The sequence below is a fragment of the Bdellovibrionota bacterium genome, from assembly GCA_035292885.1.
Classification (GTDB): domain Bacteria; phylum Bdellovibrionota_G; class JALEGL01; order JALEGL01; family DATDPG01; genus DATDPG01.
Genome location: DATDPG010000149.1, coordinates 1 through 17796, shown reverse-complemented (window position 1 = coordinate 17796; position 17796 = coordinate 1). Strand labels below are relative to the sequence as shown.

Genomic DNA, 17796 nt, shown 5'->3' with positions numbered 1-17796 from the left:
TGCCGCTCCCATCCCCGCCGACAAAAATCACGCCGCCCCGCTGGAGAGTGCCCTCCATATGCTAAAACCACGCCTCCCGCGCGTCGACACGATGAATCCCCTCTTGAACGGCCGAATCGACGGCCTGCTTATATTCCTCGTACGTGACCGCTCTCGCCACATCGATGTCTCGCATCGCTTCGCACGAGGGCTCGTAATTCGCCATCATGTTGACGTACGTATTGGGGCTCAATTGCTTCGCGAGAAATCGCATCACGTCCCGGGTGCCCGACAGATCTTTCGGCATCACCATGTGGCGCACGAGAAGACCTCGCGTGACCAAGCCGTTCGCGTCGAACTGCAAATCGCCGACCTGCCGGTACATCTCTTGAACCGCCCGGCGGGTGATCTCGCCGTAATTGAGAATGGACGTGTACTTACGAGCCACGGGATCGTCCCAGAAACGGAACTCCGGAACATACACATCCACGAGTCCATCCAGGACGGCCAAACTTTCCTCCGAATCGAACGCGCAGGTCTGATAGACGATGGGGACGCGAAGAGCTTTCTCCGCGGCGACCGCTAAAGCCTCCACAATTTGAGGAACGACGTGCGAGGGATTTACGAAACTGACGTTGTGGCATCCCCGCTCTTGGAGCGCCAACATCATCCCTGCCAGTTCGTCCGCTTTCGTTTCTTTGCCGTTCCCCAGCAGGCCTGAACCGCGCTTCTGGCAGGTCATGCACTTCAAATTGCATTCGGAAAAAACAATCGCGCCGGAACCTTTCCATCCCCGGACCCGATCCTCCGCATCGAAACTCGGTCCATAACTGTTCACCGCCGCCCATCGTCCGGACCGGCAGATCGCCTTTTCCTGTTTCATACGGTCGACCTTGCAATAATGTGGGCAGACGCGGCAGGTGCCGTTCAGCAGAGAGAGCGCCTGGTCGACTTTTGCGCGCAGTTTTCCGGCCAAATGCAGTTCCAAATATCGAGCGTTCATTCCATCCTCCCGAAACTGGTTTCCGCCTCGAAGAATGCCTTTTCACGTCAGACCGAACACTGAGCTGGATCAGGTTTGGGTGTAGAACTAATCCAGATTCTTTTGAAAACGGAGAGAGGCGATGGTGATCAACGTCACGCCCATTATTAACAGGATTAGTGCTTCGGGCCAGAGGATATCCGCCCCGGAACCCTTCAAGAACACTCCCCGCAGAATAGTCGCGTAGTAACGCAACGGTACGACACGCGTGATTTTCTGAATCAGCGCCGGCATGTTCTCGATCGGAAAAACGAGGCCCGAAAGGTAGATCATCGGAACCATACCGGCGTACATGGATAGCATCATCGCCTGCTGCTGCGTCCGAACGAGCGTCGAAAGCAAAAGACCAACACCGAGTGTGGAAAGGAGAAAAGGAAGCGTAAATAACAAAAGGACGAGGAAGGGGCCTCTCAAAGGCACCCGAAACAGAAACACAATCACAGCAGTGAATAGGCAAAGATTGACGATCCCGATCAGGGCGAACGGCAGTAACTTTCCGATGATCATTTGGTACGGACGGACGGGAGTGACAATCAATTGCTCCAGCGTGCCGATCTCTTTTTCCCGCACCACGGCCATGGAAGGCATGACCATCGTGTTGAGGAGCAGAACCATCGCAAGAATTGCGGGAAGATAGAACCAGCGGCTTCGTAAGTCGGGGTTGTACCACGAGCGAGAGATCATCTCGAGGCGCGCCGGTTGGAGAGGAGCGGAGATCAAGCTTTTCTGGGCTGAAACCGCACCGAACGTTTGCATGAGTTGAGCCATGCGAGTCTGCATCATGTGCGCGCCTTCCTGCTCGATGATTCGAGATGCGTAACCGAGACCGACGACGGCCGACGTCGAGTCGGTCCCGTCGGCAATCACTTGAATATTTGGCGCGCGATTGGAGAGGAGATCCCTTCCAAAGTTGCTGGGAATTACAAGAACGATCTGAGCCCGCCCTTTCACCAGCCAAGGCTCAACTCCGTTCACCGTCGCTTCCGTCCCCACCACTTCGAAATATCCGGACGAGAGAAATCGGTCGACCAAACGCCGGCTCTGGGCGGTCCGGTCTTGGTCCACCAGGACCATCGGCACATGCGTGACGTCGTTGTTTGCCGCAAATCCAAAAACCAAAATTTGAACGATCGGCGCCGTAAAGAACATCCCGATCATTCGTTTATCGCGAAAGAGCTGCCGGAATTCCTTCTGAATGATCCGGAAGAGAACGTACACGGAGCTACCCCACAACCTTTGAAAGACGGCGAAAGGAGATCGTCAAGACCAAAGTCGCGTAGATCGTCAGAAAGAGCATCTCGTGTAGGTAGGGGGCGAGGGACGCCCCTTTCAAAATCACGCCGCGCATGATCACCAGGATGTAACGGGCGGGGAAACAATACGTAATGGCTTGAAGAACTACGGGCATATTGCGAATGGGAAAGATGAAGCCGGACAAAAAGATCGTGGGGAGCATGGAGAGAAGACTCCCCACTTGCCACGCCATGGCTTGAGTCCGAGAAATACTCGAAATCAACAGCCCCAAACCGAGAGCCCCGATCAGGAAAAGGAACGCTGCAACCGCGAGATCGGCGTACGACCCGCGAATATGAACGTTAAAAAGAACACGTGCCGCCAGCAGGATAATGGCCATGGCCATGCACGAAATCACCATGTAGGGGATCGTCTTCCCCAAAATAAGTTCCCGGGGCCGAAGGGAAGTCATACGCAATTGCTCCATCGTCCCCCTCTCCTTCTCCCGCACGATCGCCAGCGCTGTCGAAAGCACCGCCGTCAACATCATGATGAAGGCGATCAGGCCGGGAACGAGAAACTGCGTCGATTTGAGTTCAGGGTTGTACCAGACGCGCGGCTCGTAGTGGATGGGAGGAATGAACGTTCGATTGATGGATCGGTACCACTCCGAGATCAATTGGACATTGATCTCGTTCACGATTCCCTGAACATACCCGAGAATCGTCGCCGCCGTGTTCGCGTTGCTTCCGTCAACGAGAAGTTGAACCTCTGCTGTCCGGTGGCTTTCCAAACGGCGCGCGTAATCCTCTGGAATGACAATCACGGCTTGCGCCCGGCGCCGTTCAAACAGCGTATGGATGTCGGTGCCGGGCGGAAGATCCGCCACAAGATCGAAGTAATGCGAGTGAACGAACGAAGCCACGAGGTCCCGGCTCTGGGCGGTCCTACTTCGATCTTGGACGGCGAGGGCCACGTTTTGAACATCGAAGTTCAACGCATACCCGTATAAGAGAAGCATGAACGTGGGAACGCCGAGCAACATCAGAAGCGTCAGGGGATCTCGCCACGTTTGCCGGAACTCTTTGATGGCGACGGCCGCGATTTTTCTCATGCGCGGACCTCTCGTGACCGACGGGCTGCTTCTTCCGTCTCAATGTTATGGATAAAGACATCCTCCAACGACGGAATAACCCGCTCGATCGAGGTCGGACTGTTTCCGGCGCGCTCTAAGGCGGCGCGAACGCCGTCGACGATTTGTTCGTCCTCCACCAGGGCATGAATCCGCGTTCCGAAGAGATTTGTTTCCAGCACCCCTTTCACTTCCGCAATTTCCGAAAGCGCACCGAGAAATCGCGGGCACGACACCTCGAGCATGATGCGGGAACCGAGCGTCCTCCGAAGTTCTCCGATGGTCCCGAGAGTGATCAACCTTCCGGCGTGCATGAGAGCGATCCGATCGCAACGCTCGGCCTCATCGAGATAATGTGTCGTCACGATCACCGTGATCCCTTTGACGGCCATGGCATCGATCAGTTGCCAGAATTGGCGTCGAGAGATTGGATCAACGCCGCCCGTCGGTTCGTCCAGAAAAAGAAGACTCGGTTCATGCAAGACGGAACAGGCCAGCGCTAGCCGCTGTTTCCAGCCGCCCGGCAGAGAGGCGGTGAGGATTTGCTCTTTTCCTTCCAGGCCCGCCATATGGACCGCCCATTTTTTTCGTTCGATGAGGCGGGCGTTTCTCAGGCCATAAACACCACCGAAGAACGTAAGATTCTCATCCACGGTCAGATCGTCATAAAGACTAAAGCGCTGGCTCATGTATCCGATTCTGCGTTTCACCTCATCGGGATTTTTGTTCACATCGATCCCCAGCACCGTCGCTCCGCCGGAAGAGGGCGTGAGAAGGCCGCAAAGAATACGAATGACCGTCGACTTTCCCGCACCGTTGCTTCCCAGGAAACCGAACACTTCGCCGGACCTCACATCCATCGTCACGCTGTCCGCGGCCACAAACGCGCCGAAGCGCTTCGTCAGCTTCCGAACTTCAATGGCATTCATACTCTAATCTCCGACAGCTCGATTCAGGTCCGCCTGAGCGACGTGAATGCGAGCGAGGACATCGGCGCGGGAGAGTCCCGCGCGCAAAGCCGACGTCTCCGCGTCTAAGAGTTCGGACGAAGGAATTACGCCGGCTCGGTAACGATTGCGCGCCACGGAGACGTTCTCCTTCGCGGATTCCACGGTCCGTTCCGCCACAGGAAAGGCCGCCACGGCGGATTGAAGGTTCATCAAGCGAGAGGTCACTTCAAAATGAATGCGTTCATCGGTATCGGCCAATTGTTGGCGAAGAGCTTCCGCCTGCGCGCGAGCCTGGTCGACGTTGGCTTTCGTCTTTCCCCCTTCGAAAAGATTCATCGTCATATTCACTCCCACGTCCCACGTGTCCTCGAATTCCGCGGTGGGCGGAGCGATTTTGCGGTTTGGATTGGAATAATCGTACCCTCCCACGGCATTGAGCTGCGGCCAGTACGTGGATTTCTGAACGTTCACCCACGCACGTGCGGCTTCCCATCGGGAGACAAGAGCCGCGCGATCCGGCCGATTTCGAAAAGCGCGCGCCACGAGATCTTCTTCCGCAGCGGGAGACGCCAGGGTCGTCTCCAACGGGTCGGCCGGCTCGATCGATGCGGACGGATAATCCAGAATGCGTCGAAGATTAGCTTCCGATACCTGCCGCGCGTTTTGCGCCCGAATTAACGTAAGCTCCGACTGGTCGCGCTCGACCTGCACCTGAAGAACCTCGTTCGTGGCGGCCATGCCCACTCTTTTCCGGTTTTTGGCGTCCACGAGGTGAGCTTCGTACGATTGAAGAGCTTCTTTGAGCACCCGCTGATTCTCCGCCGCCGTGACGAGATCCCAATAGGCCCGTGTCGTTTCGAACGTCAGGTCCGATTCTCCGCTTGTGAGATCTTTCCGAGCGCCGCTTTCCAAGGCTCGGGCCGAGTCCACGGTGGAGGAAACCTTTCCGCCGGTGAACAGCGGAACATTCATTTCCACGCGGGTGCGGTAATTGTCGGGGATGTTGGGAAAGATGGTCGTCGGAGGTCCGCCCGGAGGCGTCGATACGAGTTCGGGGACGCCGGAATTTCGGGTGTATCCCGCTGAAGCATTTAGCGACGGCCAATGTCCTGCACTGGCGGCGCGGGTGGAAGCCTCGGCGGCCTTCGCCAGCGAACTGAGCTGTTTTAAGCGCGGGGCGACGAGACGCGCGCGTTCAATCGCTTGCTGCAAGGAGAGCCGAATCGGAGAAGAATCGGCCAGGCTTCGACCCCACGATACGACGATCGCCAGAACGATAAAGGCGATGAAACGTCTCATGACGCCGCCGCCTTGCCCGCTACATCTTCCGAGCGGATTTTTGCGATAAAGATGTCTTCCAAGCTCGGCGAAGCCACACGAATCGATTTCACATCGAGCCCTTCGTTGCGAAGCGACGTGCCCAGTTCATCGGCCAATTTCGCGGATTGATCCGGAGAAAGAGACGGAACCGACGCATGCAGGCGTTCGCCGAAGCTTTCGATATCGGCAATGCTCGGATGACCGGCCAAGATTTCGGCCGCTTTTCGTTTCGGAAGAGCCAATATTTCCAAGACCGAACCGGTTCCCAGACGCTTTAGTTTCTCCGGCATATCGAGGTGAAGAATTTTGCCCCGATTCATCAGAGCCACACGCCCGCAACGCTCGGCTTCATCTATGTACGGGGTCGTCAGAAGAATGGTCATCCCTTCACGTTGAAGACGCGTAAGAATCTTCCAAAATTCCCGCCGGGAAACCGGATCGACGCCGGTGGTTGGTTCGTCCATCACCAGCAATTCCGGCGTGTGAATCAACGTACAGGCTAGGGCGAGTTTCTGTTTCATGCCGCCTGAAAGCCGGTCGGCCAGGCGCTTACGGAATTCCGCCAGGCGCAAGAGACCGAGAAGTTCGTCGCGCTTGGGCCGCCAGCCGGAAACCCCGTGCACGTCGGCGAAAAATGCCACGTTTTCGTCAACGCTGAGATCTCCGTAGAGAGAAAACCTCTGTGGAAGATAACCTACTCTTTCCGCGAGCTCGGCCCGTTGTTTCGCGGGAACCAGGCCACACGTGTCCAGCTCTCCCTTCTGAGAATCGAGAAGCCCCAAAATCAAACGGAGGGTCGTCGTCTTTCCAGCGCCGTCCGGGCCGATCAAACCGAACATCTCCCCTTTCCGGACTTCGAGACTCACACCGTCCAGAGCGAGAACGTCTTCGTACGAGTGACGAAGAGCACGTATGCGGATCATCGTCTCCATGATCGGTTCATTTCGCTCCCGAAACTTCGATCTGCGTCTGAGCCGGCATCCCCGGCTTGAAAAGGCCGTCGCTGTTTTCCATAGCGACCTTGATCTTGTAAACCAGTTTGACCCGTTCATCTTTCGTCTGGACGTTCTTGGGTGTGAATTCGGCCGTCGAGGCGATATACGTAATTTTTCCGGGTCGGGTGATTCCGGCGTCGGTCAGAAGCTTCGCTTCTTGGCCGAGGCGGATGCGAGGGAGGTCCGGCTCGCCGACGTACGCCGTCAGCCAGGAATCGTTCAAATCGGTCACGACCACTAACGTAGAACCGGGAGCCAAGAGCTCGCCCTGTTCCACCAATTTTTGCGTCACGACTCCGCCGATCGGACTCCGAACCGTCGTATCCTTTATTTGCTGTTCCAACTGCCCGATCCGAGCAATGGATACCGCCACACGCCCCGCCGTCATGTCGAATCGAGATTTCGCGTCGTCCCGGGCCTTTCCGGTGCCGGAACCGGCGTCGAGAAGATCCTGCATACGCCGATAATCTTTTTCGGCTCCCCGAAGATCCGCTTCGTACTGTGTCTTCTCCGCCTGCGCCGCGCGAAGTGAGAGTTCCAAGTCAACCGGATCGATTTTCGCGATCAATTGATCCTTCGTAACTTGGTCCCCCTCGTCCACGGCCAACTGAATCAATGTTCCGGACACCTTTGTGCCGACGCGCACTTCGGTCGCCTCGACGTACCCCGACGCGGTGATTTCCCTTCCGTCCCCGCGATTCAAACAACCCATCGGCCCCGCGACCGTAATGATCATCAATAGAGCACGATAAATGTTCATTTCAGTTCCCTCCTTTAAGGGACTTATCGGCGCCGAGGCCTCTCAAAAACAGCTCGGTTACATGACGGACATATTCGTCCACGGTCGGATCTCGAACCGGAGAGTCCGCAGAGGAAAGGAGATGCCTTCGAGCCTGGGCCGTAGCAAAAAAATAAACCAGCGTGCTGACGAGGCTTAAGTGCGTGAGAAACGGATCCACGGGCCGAAAGAGTTTTTCCTTTATGCCCCTCTCCAAAATATCGGACACATAGCGAACAATACCGATGAAATGAGGGAGCAAGCGGCCGGAAATCGTTCGGTTGCCAGAGAGAAATTCCCGTAAAATCATTGTTGAGAGATATGGATGTTTTACATGTGTCACCGCAAAAATTTCGATGAAATGTCTTAGCTGTTCATCCGGCCGCAGGTCGGCCTGTTGGGACTGCAGATGATTCGAAAGCGGTCGCAACGTCGAACCCACAATTTCCTCGTACAGACCTTCTTTCGTGCGAAAATAATAATTCACCAACGCCTTATTGACCCGGGATCGCCGGGCGATCATGTCGGCCGTCGTGCCCGCAAAGCCGTGTTTCGCGAACAGCTCCGCGCCCGCCGCGAGCAGAGCCGCCCGCGTTTTTTCCGCGTCTCGTTTGTTGGAATGCCGAGTGGCGCGCCGTGCTAAATGAGCCGCCCGTTTCATCGGTTTAGTTAATTAAACGTTTAATTAAATATAGTCAACTCCGGAAGCGCCCGTCAATAAAGGGTGCGCTCCCTTAGAAATCAACGTGTTATCGCTTTTGTAGTGTGCAGCTGTAATACGAGAGCCGCCCGGACAGGAATGATTTGTACATCTCGGTCCCCCGGACGGCCGCGAATTCCCTCAAGGCCCTGGTCAGGATTCGTGGAGCATGTTCTTCAATGGCCTCGCGTTTACGATCGTCCACTTGATCGAGGGCCTTTAGCACATTGGACGTAATGTCTTTCTCTTCGGCAAGGGTAAAACCGGCCTTGGAAAACATGGTTCGCAATTCGTTTATGATCGAGGGGCTTCGAAAGTCAGCCCAGACAAAATAGCCGCCCGGTTTCAAGACCCGATATACCTCGCTTGAGAATCTCTCCATCGATCCGTAGCAATGGGACGATTCAATATTGATGACAACCTCGAATGAATTCGAGGGACAGAAGAGGGATTCGGCGTCTCCCACGGCAAAGGAAAGGCCCGCATGTGGATATATTCGGTTGCAAAATGCCACGGCATTGGGGGCCCGATCCACGCCAAGATACGACTTGGGCCCACGATAGCGCACGAAGTAATCAGCTCCCCCTCCCCGTCCGGACCCGATCTCTAAAACGTCCTTCCCCCGCAAATCGACCGCATCGGTCGCTCGATGATAAAGCTGGATGAAACACCGATCCGGTTCGTCTTCGGACTGCAGAGCAATTTTTGAACTGCCTCCGTCAAAATCCGCGTATCCATAATTCACGAACTTCCATCCTTGTTGCAGGAACGTTCGATTCAACATCTGATACGACATTCGCCAGATCATCCGCCGGGTCATCGGCGAGAGGGAATGAAGCGTCGTTACGAATCGAGCGAGCAAGCGCAGACTACTTTTTCGTGTGAGCTTTTTCGATCATGCTTCGATAAGCATCGAATTGCGGGTCCTGATTCGGAGCGATCTGCTTGATTTCGACGCCCATTCCCGCGCCCCCGGATCGCTCTTCCATAATATGCACAATCCGTCCCACGATCTTGAACAGGCCTCCAAGGCCGGAATGTTCGAGCGTGAAAGGGATCGTCGTTCCGACCGGTAAAGCGTTCGACGTCCTCACAAAGAAACCTCGCGAACTCGCATTTATCGTCGTGGTCTTTTCCATTTGGCCCTGAACCTGAAAGGTCACCGTAAGCTCCAAAGGTGCCCGCTTGGATTTTCGCCTTTCCTTTGGGGGTTGGCCCGCCACGTCTTACTCCTTGAGAATCTTTTTGAACTCTTCCGTCATCATGGGAACAACTTGGAACAGGTCTCCCACGATGGCGTAGTCGGCCTTTTGAAACATGGGACACTCCGGGTCCGTGTTGATCGCGACGATCACCTTGGATGTCCGCATACCGGCGAGATGTTGAATCGCACCCGATATTCCGCACGCGATATAAAGCTGGGGATTCACCGTCTTCCCCGTTTGGCCGACCTGCATCTCATGGGGGGCATAACCGGCGTCGACCGCCGCACGGGAGGCTCCGACCGCTGCGCCCAAAACATCGGCAAATTCTCGGATGATCTTGAAGTTATCCGCACTCTTGATCGAACGCCCGGCCGATACAATGATCGATGCCTCGGTCAAATCCGGTTTGTCGCTTTTTCCGGCCACCACTTCCGTGATCTTCGCTTTGACCGGCATGGAAGTGAATTCTCCGGTGAGTTTTGTCACGGCCGCCTTACCGCCACCCGGCGCAACCGTTTCGAACACATTCGGCCGGCAGCTAATGACCTGCGGCCGCGCGTTCGGAATTCGCACGTCGACGAAGGACTTTCCGGCATAAATGGGGCGCTTTCCGACGATCGTTCCGCCTTCCGCGGAAAGTCCGGTCACTTCCGTAATCATTCCGGTATTCAGGCGGGCCGCCACGCGGGGGAGCAGATCTCTCCCCAGCGAATTCGCCGTGGCCAGAAAAGCCGTAGCCTGAGATTTTTTGCAGGCTTCCGCCACCACCGACGTGTAGCGTTCCACGTTGTACCTTTCAAGAGAAGCGTCGTCCGCAGCGTAGGCTTCCGTCGCCCCATAAGCCCCGGCCTCCGGTACGACAGCCGACACATCTTTGCCGATCACAAGCGCCTTGACTTGTCCCCCCATCGAGTCCGCCAACCGCTTGGCTTGGCTCAAAAGTTCACACGAACTCTTTTTGATTTTTCCAGACTTCGTCTCTACGAGAACCAGAATATCGTTGGCCATCAGATCACCTTCGCCTCTTCGCGCAGCAGGCGGACCACTTCGTGGACCGCCTTTGCCGGATCGTCCTTAAAAACTTTTCCCGCCTTTCGCTCCGGCGGAAGGGTGTAATTCGACCAAATCACTTTCGGGGCGAGATCCGTTTCCGCCACTCCCCCCTGCGCGACCGGAATTTCCTTTAACGGCTTCGATTTCGCCTGCATGATTCCTTTGAGGGAGGCGTACCGCGGTTCGTTCAAACCCTTTGTAGCCGCCAGCACGGCCGGGAGTTCGATTTCCCAGATTTCTTTTGCGCCTCCTTCGATCGGACGTTCCACCCGCGCCTTTTTCGCTCCGGCATCCAATTCACACTTAATGACCATGGTCGCATGGGGCCAGCCCAGCAGCTCCGCCGTCATCTGGCTGACCTGGGCGTTGTCGTCGTCCACGGCGTGGCGTCCGGTAAAGACCAGTTCCAGGGCTTCGGTCTTAATCTGAGATGCCAGGAGCCGAGCGACGCCCAGACTGTCCATGGGAGCATGTCCGTCGGTATTGACGTGAATCGCGCGATCGCAGCCCATAGCCAGAGCGTTGCGAAGAGCTTCCTGAGATCGCTTGGGACCGATGGTGATCGCCACGACTTCGCTCCCGGCCACTTTTCCCTTGGTCCGCAGCGCCTCTTCTACGGCGTACTCATCGTACGGACTCACCACAAACTTAATGCCGTCCTCGATGATCCCGCTGCGATCTTCCTTGACTCGAATGGCGCTCGCTGTATCCGGCACCTGCTTGATGCACACACCGATCTTCACATGGTTCTCCTTCGAAAATTGTTCAACAGATCGAACTAAAGCTCAAACTAAAAATGGTACGCCGCACTGGCGTACAACGACCACACCGTGCGATCCACGCGATCGCCCGAAACGTTCAGGATCCAACCCAATCCGGCGGTAAGACCCTTGATCACGAACACATCGAGGTCCATACCGGTTTCAAAGTCGAAATCATAGGTTCGGAAACCATTCTCTTTGCGAATCAATCCGCCCACACCCGCCTGGAGCGAAACTTTAATCCGATCCAGAGGGTAGATCGGCGCCGTGAAGCGCCCGCTCAATGTGGGGACGATCAAGTTCGTGTTTCGATGCAATCCAAGTTGAAGCATCGGGCCGAAGGAAAAAAATCGATCGAGGTGTCCTTCCACCGTCCCCATCAGTAGAAACGTTTCCGGGCTCACGGTGGATCCAATCCCTAAACGGCCGGAAAACGGATGATATGCGAGAAAATCTTCCGGGCTCTGGGGCTGAGACGTTTGCGCCAAAGCCGTCGACGCGATCAGAGAGAGAGCCAAGCTCAAAAAGAGTACGCGCGTCATTTCGCCGGAACCTTTTTCCAGTCCTGCTCAAACCGATCCATGCCGATATCGGTGAGCGGATGCCGGGCGAACTGTTCGAGGACATTGAACGGGACCGTGGCGACATCCGCCCCCATAAGCGCGGCCTCCAAAACGTGGATCGGATGCCGGACGCTCGCCACCAGGATCTCCGTCGCGAATTCATAATTGTTGAAGATCTGGGCGATCTGCTGAACGATTTCCATCCCGTTCTGAGAGATGTCATCCAATCTCCCGACGAAGGGGCTCACGTACGCCGCGCCCGCCTTCGCCGCCAATAGAGCTTGTACGGGTGAAAAGCAGAGCGTCATGTTTACGGGAATGCCGCTCTTGGTCAGTGTCTTGGTCGCCTGAAGGGCGGCCGTCGACATGGGTAGTTTCACGACCACGTTGTCCGAAATCTGCGCTAATTTTTTGCCGTCCTCCACCATCTGTTCGGCGGAACGGGTCACAACTTCGAGGCTGACCGGCCCTGGAACGAGCTTGCAGATCTCCCGAGAAATTTCATCGAACGGCTTTCCTTCTTTGGCCGCAAGGGAGGGATTGGTGGTCACTCCATCCAAAATCCCCCATGAAAGCGCGGTCTTAATCTCTTGAATGTTGGCGGTGTCGATAAAGAACTTCACTCGTCAGCTCCGGTCTGGGATTGCGGCGTAGGTATTCCAGTAGGTAATCAAAGTCAAGTGGTTAAATTCGCTCGAAAATTTGTTCGCCTCTCCGTGAATCCAATGATAAACAGTCCCCGTGCACTCGAAACTCGAGTCCTCGCTGCGTCGGCAGATCGTCGAAACGCATCAGCGGCTCTATACCCTCGGTTTTTCCGTCGCGAACGACGGGAACACTTCCGCTCGTTTACCCAAAGGACAATTTATCATCACTCCAGCCGGTTTGATCAAAGCGAAACTCAGGCCGTCCGATCTTCCCGTCGTGAACGCTTCCGGGAAAAAAATTCGGGGCAATTACCCCGTTTCGACGGAGTTTCAGATGCATCTGGCGATCTACAATGCCCGACCCGACGTCGAAGTGATCATCCACGCTCATCCCCCCTTTTCCATCGCGTGCAGCCTGGCGAATATCTCGCTCGCCGATCCGGTCCTGCCGGAAGTCGTGGCGACGTTGGGTGAGATTCCGACGGCCCGTTACGCCACGACCGGCACCCGGGAACTCGCCTCTATTTTGGCGGACATCGTTCAACACCACGACGCCATCATTTTGGAACGTCACGGCGCCGTCACGGTAGGCCGAACGCTCGAAGACGCGCTTCAAAAACTGGAACGCGTGGAACATTCGGCCCGAATTATTCTTTTGAGCCGGCTCGTAGGATCGATTTCCTCTCTTCCGGCGGATGAGGTCCGGCGTCTTCACCAGATCGGCGGCATGGGTCCCGCCTGACAAGGATTTCCGAGTCCGATATAGTATTTTCCCCATGGCGAAAGAGTTGCTGGCCGATATTCCGGAGTACGCGGGCGAACCGGGGCAAAAGAAAAAACGTCCAAGAACCGTCGCGGTCGTCATGGAAGGCCACTGCACCGGGTGCGAAGTCTGCGTGCCGTTCTGTCCCGTCGACTGCATCGAAGTGCAGCCGAAATCCGCTTACCCGGACCGGCCGATTCCGCCGGTCCAGATTCGATTCGACGAGTGCATCGGCTGCCAAATCTGCGTGAAAGCTTGTACGAAACTGACCTGGGATGCGATTCGGATGGTCCCGACCGAAAAGATTGAAACCGCCTTCGGCATCAAAATCGGAAATACGTATGAAGAAGCGACCAAGAATGTAGCCGCTAAAAATCTGGATGCCGGGGACGTGCGAAAGATTTCCAATTCAGCGTTTGTCGATTACTGGCGCGGATAGCATTACCGTTCTGTCGCTGAAATGAGTTGAAATTCAGGATCTGCATTGTCCCTTCTAAGCCGCTAAATTTACCTCGAATCCTGAGTATTTCGCCACTGGCGTTATTGCTTCGCGCTGCCCCTGACTTTTGAGCTCGATAAACCCCAGTTCAGACAGCAAAAGAACGTCTGAATGAACGTTTTTGAAATCTCGATGAACCATCTTAGCCAGAGCATAAATGGATTTGGGCTTACCCTTGAGTATTGCTGCCATCAGTTGCAAGCGAGCTCGCGTGAGTAATTTGGCAATCGAATTAAGACTCAAAAACACAACCTCATTTCTTGATTGAATCGAGCGAAGCTTTCCTTTAAGGGCGGCTTTCCACTCTTTTTTCACCTGGTCAATCGACCGGACCACGATTCTTGCTTTCTTCAGTTTCATAGCTCAAATCCTTTCTTTCGAACGTATCTCCAAGAATCCTCTACCAAACCGCTGATTCCTCTGTACGGATAAGGCACCTCTCTGCCCTCTACATGCAAATGGGGCCCTTTCGGCCGGTGATTATCGAAACCAATCAATATTTCTCCGGTTTCCCGATTCACGAGAAACATCGAATACTTAACCCCTTTCGGATAAGCATCGGAAGCCTGCACTTTCCACATTTTTAGCTCAGCTACGGCAATCTCTCCGCGTGTTTTATGAACCAGCGACAGCTTCCGATGAAATAGTGCAGCCGCCTTTACATATGGCTTATATACCATATATTACCATCGTTCTACAAATCCAATGATTTCAGGATCGCGGCGCCCGCCAATTCCCTGCGACGAGTCCTACAGGTTCTTCTCCAGTCGCGACAGCGCTTCTTGAAGCCGGACCTCGCTTGCGGTCAAGGTGATTCGGAAATAACCCTCTCCGTGCGCGCCGAACCCGACGCCAGGTGTGAAACAGACGCCCGCTTTTTGAAGAATCCGCGTGCAGAACGCGGTTGAGCTTTCTTTCGTGGGAATATCGCACCAAACATAAAATGTCGCCCGAGGGATCTGAAATGGAATTTTCAATCGCTTGAGTCCTTCCAAAAGGATATCCCTGCGGTGTCCGTAGATCCGGTTGTTTTGGTCACGCAGTTCTTTCCAATGCTGGAGGGCGGAGATCGCCGTTTCCTGAATCGCGCCGAAAACACCCGAGTCGACGTTGGTTTTCACTTTCGCCAGTGCGCCGATGGCTTCCCGGTTGCCCACGGCGAATCCAACGCGCCAGCCGGTCATATTGAATGTCTTGCTCAACGAATGGAATTCGATTCCGACGTCCTTGGCTCCCGCCGCCTGCAAGAAGCTTTGGGGCTCGACCCCGGAGAGAAAAACTTCGGTGTAGGCCGCGTCGTGACAGATGAGCATCTCGTATCTTTTAGCGAAAGCGACGGCTTCTTCGAAAAAACCGACGCCAGCCGTGGCTGAAGTCGGATTGTTGGGGTAGTTCAGGAAAAAAAGCTTTGAACGTTTGGCCACATCCGCAGGAATTTCGGAAAACTTCGGCCGAAACTGATTCGCTTTCAGTAGCGGAACGGATCTCGGCGTTCCCCCCGCGAACGAAGTCGCCGTGGCATAAACCGGATAACCGGGGTCCGGCACCAGCGTAAGATCGCCGGGGTTTACGAACGCCAAAGGAATATGCGCGATTCCCTCCTTCGACCCAATGAGCGCCAGCACTTCGTTCTCCGGATTGAGAGACACACCGAAACGGTCTTGGTACCAATCGGCTACCACTTTCCGAAACGCGGGACTTCCGTCGTAAGCGGGATACCGATGATGCTCGGGCTTTTTCGCCGCCTCATACAGTTTCTCGATCAAGAGAGCCGGCGTCGGCAGATCGGGATCGCCGATGGAGAGATCAATCACATCGACGCCCCGACTTCGCAGCTCTCGTTTCGTCCGGTCGAGGTCCGCGAACAGATACGGCGGAAGGTTCAGAATCCGTTCCGATCGTGAGGGAACGCTCATTTTACGTTTTCCGTCCGAGGCCTAAGACGTCGTGCATCGTATAAAGACCGGGCCGCCGGCCGACGACAAAACGCGCCGCGCGCAACGCGCCTCTCGCAAAAATCGCCCGCGAGGCGGCGATGTGGGTCAGCTCGATCCGCTCTCCATCCAGAAAAAGATGAATGCGATGTTCGCCGATCGTATCGCCTCCGCGAACGGAGTGAATCGTTATCGATCCTTTTTTGCGCTCTCCTTTTCGCGGGCGGCCGAAAATAATTTGCTGGTTCCGTTGCGCACTGGAAACAATCGAACGAGCCAGAGACATGGCCGTGCCGCTGGGCGCATCCTTCTTGTACCGATGATGAGATTCCACGATCTCAATATCCGCCTCCGGAAGGAGCGCCGCCGCAATCCAGGCTACTTCATCCAGAACCGCCACTCCCATGCTGAAATTGGAAGCCGCAACAATCGGAATTTTCTTGGAAGCCTGCTGAATGAGTTTTTGTGTTTTCACGTCCAGGCCGGTTACGGCGAGCACATACGGAATGCGCGACTTCGCCGCCCACAGCAAGTTTCGCGTCACGGCATCCGCTTTCGTGACATCAATCACCACATCATTGCGCGTGGCCACGGAAGCAAGACTCCCGTGAAGCGGCGCGTCTCCCCAGACCTTCAAACCGTGCTTTTCGAGTGTGGCGCCCTTTTGCGTGGCTTTCTCCCGGACCACGGCTCCTTTTAGGTGAAAATTCCGGTCGGTCGCCATGGCGTCCAAAATAGCCCTTCCCATTCGACCGAGCGCCCCTAAGACCACAACGCGAATCGGTTTCATTTCAAGCTCCTGAGTCCAAGTTTCGAAAGTTCTTCTTTAAGCCTCTTTCGGTTGGGTTCCGATATGGGCGCGAGGGGGGAGCGAAGCTCACCGTCGATCCAACCCAACATCTCGAGAGCGGCCTTCACCGGGATGGGGTTCGATTCAATAAAGAGGGTCTCGATAAACGGCCCAAGCGACAAAAATGTCGTCCGCGCTTTAACCCAGTCCCCTTTTTGCACGCAAAGATAAATCTCGACCCAGCGCTCGGGAACAACGTTCGCAACGACCGATACGGTACCGCGCCCGCCCAAAACCAGGAACGGCAGAAACACGCCATCCTCCCCCGTGAACACCGCCACTCTTTCTCCCACACGGCGAATCAAATCAGCCGCTTGATTCAACGGCGCGCATTCCTTCACGGCTGCGATCCGAGAATCCACTGACAACTTCTCCACCGTCGAGGGGAGCATGTTGACCGCCGTGCGTCCCGGAACATTGTAAAGCATCATCGGAAAATCCGCCGACTCGGCGATTCGGGAATAATGCCGGATGAGCCCGTCTTGAGTCGGCTTCACATAATAGGGTGTGACGACCAGGGCACCTTCCGTCCCCAATTTCTTCGCAAGCTTCGTCCGCGCGATCGTCTTTTCCGTATCGGCCGTACCGGTCCCGGGTACAACACAAGCTTTTCCGTTGGATTGAGCCATAACCGCTTCGACCACCTGAGTGAACTCCGAATCCGTGAGTGTCGCGCCCTCGCCCGTCGTTCCACACGGACAGATTCCCTGAACTCCGGCGTCGAGCAAACCCTTGACCAACGCTTGTAACGCTGGAACATCTACCGATCCTTTTCGAAACGGCGTGACGATCGCCACCCAGACCCCTTGCCAATTCATCATAGGTCCACCTCACCTTCGAACACGCGTCCCGCGGGGCCGGTCATAAAGACCGATTCCCCGTCCTTCCACGAAATTTCCACGGTCCCACCGCGGAATTCCACGCGAACAGGATTTTTCACATGTTTTTCCCGAAGGGCGACGACGCCGGCCGCGCTGGCACCGGTCCCGCACGCCCACGTTTCGCCGGCCGACCGCTCCCACACGCGGACGTGTAGGTGTCCGTCCTTTATATGAACGAATTCCACGTTCGTCCGACGGGGAAAGAGAGAATGCCGCTCGACCTTCGGACCGAGCGTGGTTACCTGATTCAACTGCTCGGAACGGCCGACAAAAATCACCGCGTGCGGGTTGCCCATGGAGAGCGTGTAAATTTTTACGTTTTGGCCTTCCACGTCGATCTCCTTCCCCCAGATCGGCGCTTCGGACGCAACTGGAATCTTCCCGGGCTCGAAAATCGGCGCTCCCATATCCACTCGAATCCGTTCGAACGATTCAATTTCCACCGTTCGTCGCCCTCCGGGCGTTTCGAATGCGTACGTGGACTTGGGCACTCCCGTTTCTTGAAGGTAAC

At 55.6% G+C, this 17796-nt stretch carries 21 protein-coding genes; 2 read left to right on the top strand and 19 right to left on the bottom strand.

The genetic code is table 11. From position 1 onward, the window contains the following. Window positions 1-61 precede the first annotated feature (61 nt). The 14 genes from VI895_11010 to fsa form a co-directional block, all read right to left on the bottom strand. Complete coding sequence (locus tag VI895_11010; protein HLG20329.1) at window positions 62-982, bottom strand: radical SAM protein; 921 nt, start codon at window positions 980-982, stop codon at window positions 62-64. An 87-nt stretch (window positions 983-1069) separates the two neighbouring features. Beyond that, window positions 1070-2239 carry an ABC transporter permease gene (locus VI895_11005; GenBank protein HLG20328.1) on the bottom strand — a complete coding sequence of 390 codons (1170 nt, stop codon included), beginning with the start codon at window positions 2237-2239 and terminating at the stop codon, window positions 1070-1072. A gap of 4 nt (window positions 2240-2243) precedes the next feature. After that, the gene (locus VI895_11000; protein HLG20327.1) at window positions 2244-3368 is read right to left on the bottom strand and encodes an ABC transporter permease; all 1125 of its coding nucleotides are present in this window, start codon (window positions 3366-3368) and stop codon (window positions 2244-2246) included. Next, window positions 3365-4315: an ABC transporter ATP-binding protein gene (locus VI895_10995; protein ID HLG20326.1), complete on the bottom strand. Its 951-nt coding sequence runs from the start codon at window positions 4313-4315 to the stop codon at window positions 3365-3367. Before VI895_10995 ends, VI895_11000 begins: the two co-directional genes overlap by 4 nt. Before the next feature lie 3 nt (window positions 4316-4318). Further along, complete coding sequence (locus tag VI895_10990) at window positions 4319-5635, bottom strand: TolC family protein (protein ID HLG20325.1); 1317 nt, start codon at window positions 5633-5635, stop codon at window positions 4319-4321. Then, window positions 5632-6588: an ABC transporter ATP-binding protein gene (locus tag VI895_10985; protein ID HLG20324.1), complete on the bottom strand. Its 957-nt coding sequence runs from the start codon at window positions 6586-6588 to the stop codon at window positions 5632-5634. The genes VI895_10990 and VI895_10985 overlap by 4 nt, the downstream gene beginning before the upstream one ends. Before the next feature lie 7 nt (window positions 6589-6595). Beyond that, complete coding sequence (locus VI895_10980; protein HLG20323.1) at window positions 6596-7411, bottom strand: efflux RND transporter periplasmic adaptor subunit; 816 nt, start codon at window positions 7409-7411, stop codon at window positions 6596-6598. 1 nt (window position 7412) lies between these two features. Further along, the gene (locus VI895_10975) at window positions 7413-8090 is read right to left on the bottom strand and encodes a TetR/AcrR family transcriptional regulator (protein HLG20322.1); all 678 of its coding nucleotides are present in this window, start codon (window positions 8088-8090) and stop codon (window positions 7413-7415) included. 88 nt (window positions 8091-8178) lie between these two features. Then, the gene (locus VI895_10970; protein HLG20321.1) at window positions 8179-8991 is read right to left on the bottom strand and encodes a class I SAM-dependent methyltransferase; all 813 of its coding nucleotides are present in this window, start codon (window positions 8989-8991) and stop codon (window positions 8179-8181) included. 7 nt (window positions 8992-8998) lie between these two features. Further along, entirely contained in the window at window positions 8999-9352 is a 354-nt protein-coding gene (locus tag VI895_10965) for a PilZ domain-containing protein (GenBank protein HLG20320.1), read from the bottom strand. A 3-nt stretch (window positions 9353-9355) separates the two neighbouring features. Next, a complete protein-coding gene (locus VI895_10960; protein ID HLG20319.1) occupies window positions 9356-10342 on the bottom strand; it encodes an electron transfer flavoprotein subunit alpha/FixB family protein in 987 nt (328 codons plus the stop codon). Further along, a complete protein-coding gene (locus VI895_10955) occupies window positions 10342-11130 on the bottom strand; it encodes an electron transfer flavoprotein subunit beta/FixA family protein (protein ID HLG20318.1) in 789 nt (262 codons plus the stop codon). Before VI895_10955 ends, VI895_10960 begins: the two co-directional genes overlap by 1 nt. A 47-nt stretch (window positions 11131-11177) precedes the next feature. Beyond that, window positions 11178-11690, bottom strand: a complete 513-nt coding sequence (locus tag VI895_10950) for a hypothetical protein (GenBank protein HLG20317.1) — start codon at window positions 11688-11690, stop codon at window positions 11178-11180. Next, complete coding sequence (fsa, locus tag VI895_10945; GenBank protein HLG20316.1) at window positions 11687-12334, bottom strand: fructose-6-phosphate aldolase; 648 nt, start codon at window positions 12332-12334, stop codon at window positions 11687-11689. The genes VI895_10950 and fsa overlap by 4 nt, the downstream gene beginning before the upstream one ends. A 118-nt stretch (window positions 12335-12452) precedes the next feature. On the opposite strand from fsa, the gene VI895_10940 reads away from it, so the two are divergent. Both VI895_10940 and VI895_10935 read left to right on the top strand, forming a co-directional pair. Beyond that, window positions 12453-13100, top strand: coding sequence for a class II aldolase/adducin family protein (locus VI895_10940; protein ID HLG20315.1), 648 nt, complete (start codon window positions 12453-12455; stop codon window positions 13098-13100). A gap of 34 nt (window positions 13101-13134) precedes the next feature. Continuing rightward, window positions 13135-13560: a 4Fe-4S dicluster domain-containing protein gene (locus VI895_10935; protein HLG20314.1), complete on the top strand. Its 426-nt coding sequence runs from the start codon at window positions 13135-13137 to the stop codon at window positions 13558-13560. Between the two features lie 54 nt (window positions 13561-13614). Here the strand turns inward: VI895_10935 and VI895_10930 are convergent, their stop codons facing one another. The 5 genes from VI895_10930 to dapF all read right to left on the bottom strand — a co-directional run. Continuing rightward, on the bottom strand, window positions 13615-13980 hold the full coding sequence (locus VI895_10930; protein ID HLG20313.1) for a hypothetical protein: 366 nt from the start codon (window positions 13978-13980) through the stop codon (window positions 13615-13617). A 389-nt stretch (window positions 13981-14369) separates the two neighbouring features. Next, a complete protein-coding gene (locus VI895_10925; protein HLG20312.1) occupies window positions 14370-15536 on the bottom strand; it encodes an LL-diaminopimelate aminotransferase in 1167 nt (388 codons plus the stop codon). Window position 15537: 1 nt separating this feature from the next. Continuing rightward, the gene (gene dapB / locus VI895_10920) at window positions 15538-16344 is read right to left on the bottom strand and encodes a 4-hydroxy-tetrahydrodipicolinate reductase (protein HLG20311.1); all 807 of its coding nucleotides are present in this window, start codon (window positions 16342-16344) and stop codon (window positions 15538-15540) included. Beyond that, window positions 16341-17225: a 4-hydroxy-tetrahydrodipicolinate synthase gene (gene dapA / locus VI895_10915; GenBank protein HLG20310.1), complete on the bottom strand. Its 885-nt coding sequence runs from the start codon at window positions 17223-17225 to the stop codon at window positions 16341-16343. The genes dapB and dapA overlap by 4 nt, the downstream gene beginning before the upstream one ends. Then, window positions 17222-17796 (bottom strand): diaminopimelate epimerase (gene dapF, locus VI895_10910; protein HLG20309.1); only part of this gene is annotated, 575 nt, incomplete at its 5' end. The genes dapF and dapA, both read right to left, overlap by 4 nt.

Bases quoted from the DNA above. Each gene is read 5' to 3' on its own strand.
- VI895_10950 (HLG20317.1), bottom strand. From the start codon at position 11,690: ATGACGCGCGTACTCTTTTTGAGCTTGGCTCTCTCTCTGATCGCGTCG.
- VI895_10925 (HLG20312.1), bottom strand. From the start codon at position 15,536: ATGAGCGTTCCCTCACGATCGGAACGGATTCTGAACCTTCCGCCGTAT.
- VI895_10960 (HLG20319.1), bottom strand. From the start codon at position 10,342: ATGGCCAACGATATTCTGGTTCTCGTAGAGACGAAGTCTGGAAAAATC.
- VI895_10990 (HLG20325.1), bottom strand. From the start codon at position 5,635: ATGAGACGTTTCATCGCCTTTATCGTTCTGGCGATCGTCGTATCGTGG.
- VI895_10935 (HLG20314.1), top strand. From the start codon at position 13,135: ATGGCGAAAGAGTTGCTGGCCGATATTCCGGAGTACGCGGGCGAACCG.
- VI895_11000 (HLG20327.1), bottom strand. From the start codon at position 3,368: ATGAGAAAAATCGCGGCCGTCGCCATCAAAGAGTTCCGGCAAACGTGG.
- dapA (HLG20310.1), bottom strand. From the start codon at position 17,225: ATGATGAATTGGCAAGGGGTCTGGGTGGCGATCGTCACGCCGTTTCGA.
- VI895_10975 (HLG20322.1), bottom strand. From the start codon at position 8,090: ATGAAACGGGCGGCTCATTTAGCACGGCGCGCCACTCGGCATTCCAAC.
- VI895_10980 (HLG20323.1), bottom strand. From the start codon at position 7,411: ATGAACATTTATCGTGCTCTATTGATGATCATTACGGTCGCGGGGCCG.
- VI895_10930 (HLG20313.1), bottom strand. From the start codon at position 13,980: ATGAAACTGAAGAAAGCAAGAATCGTGGTCCGGTCGATTGACCAGGTG.
- VI895_10985 (HLG20324.1), bottom strand. From the start codon at position 6,588: ATGGAGACGATGATCCGCATACGTGCTCTTCGTCACTCGTACGAAGAC.
- dapB (HLG20311.1), bottom strand. From the start codon at position 16,344: ATGAAACCGATTCGCGTTGTGGTCTTAGGGGCGCTCGGTCGAATGGGA.
- VI895_10995 (HLG20326.1), bottom strand. From the start codon at position 4,315: ATGAATGCCATTGAAGTTCGGAAGCTGACGAAGCGCTTCGGCGCGTTT.
- VI895_11010 (HLG20329.1), bottom strand. From the start codon at position 982: ATGAACGCTCGATATTTGGAACTGCATTTGGCCGGAAAACTGCGCGCA.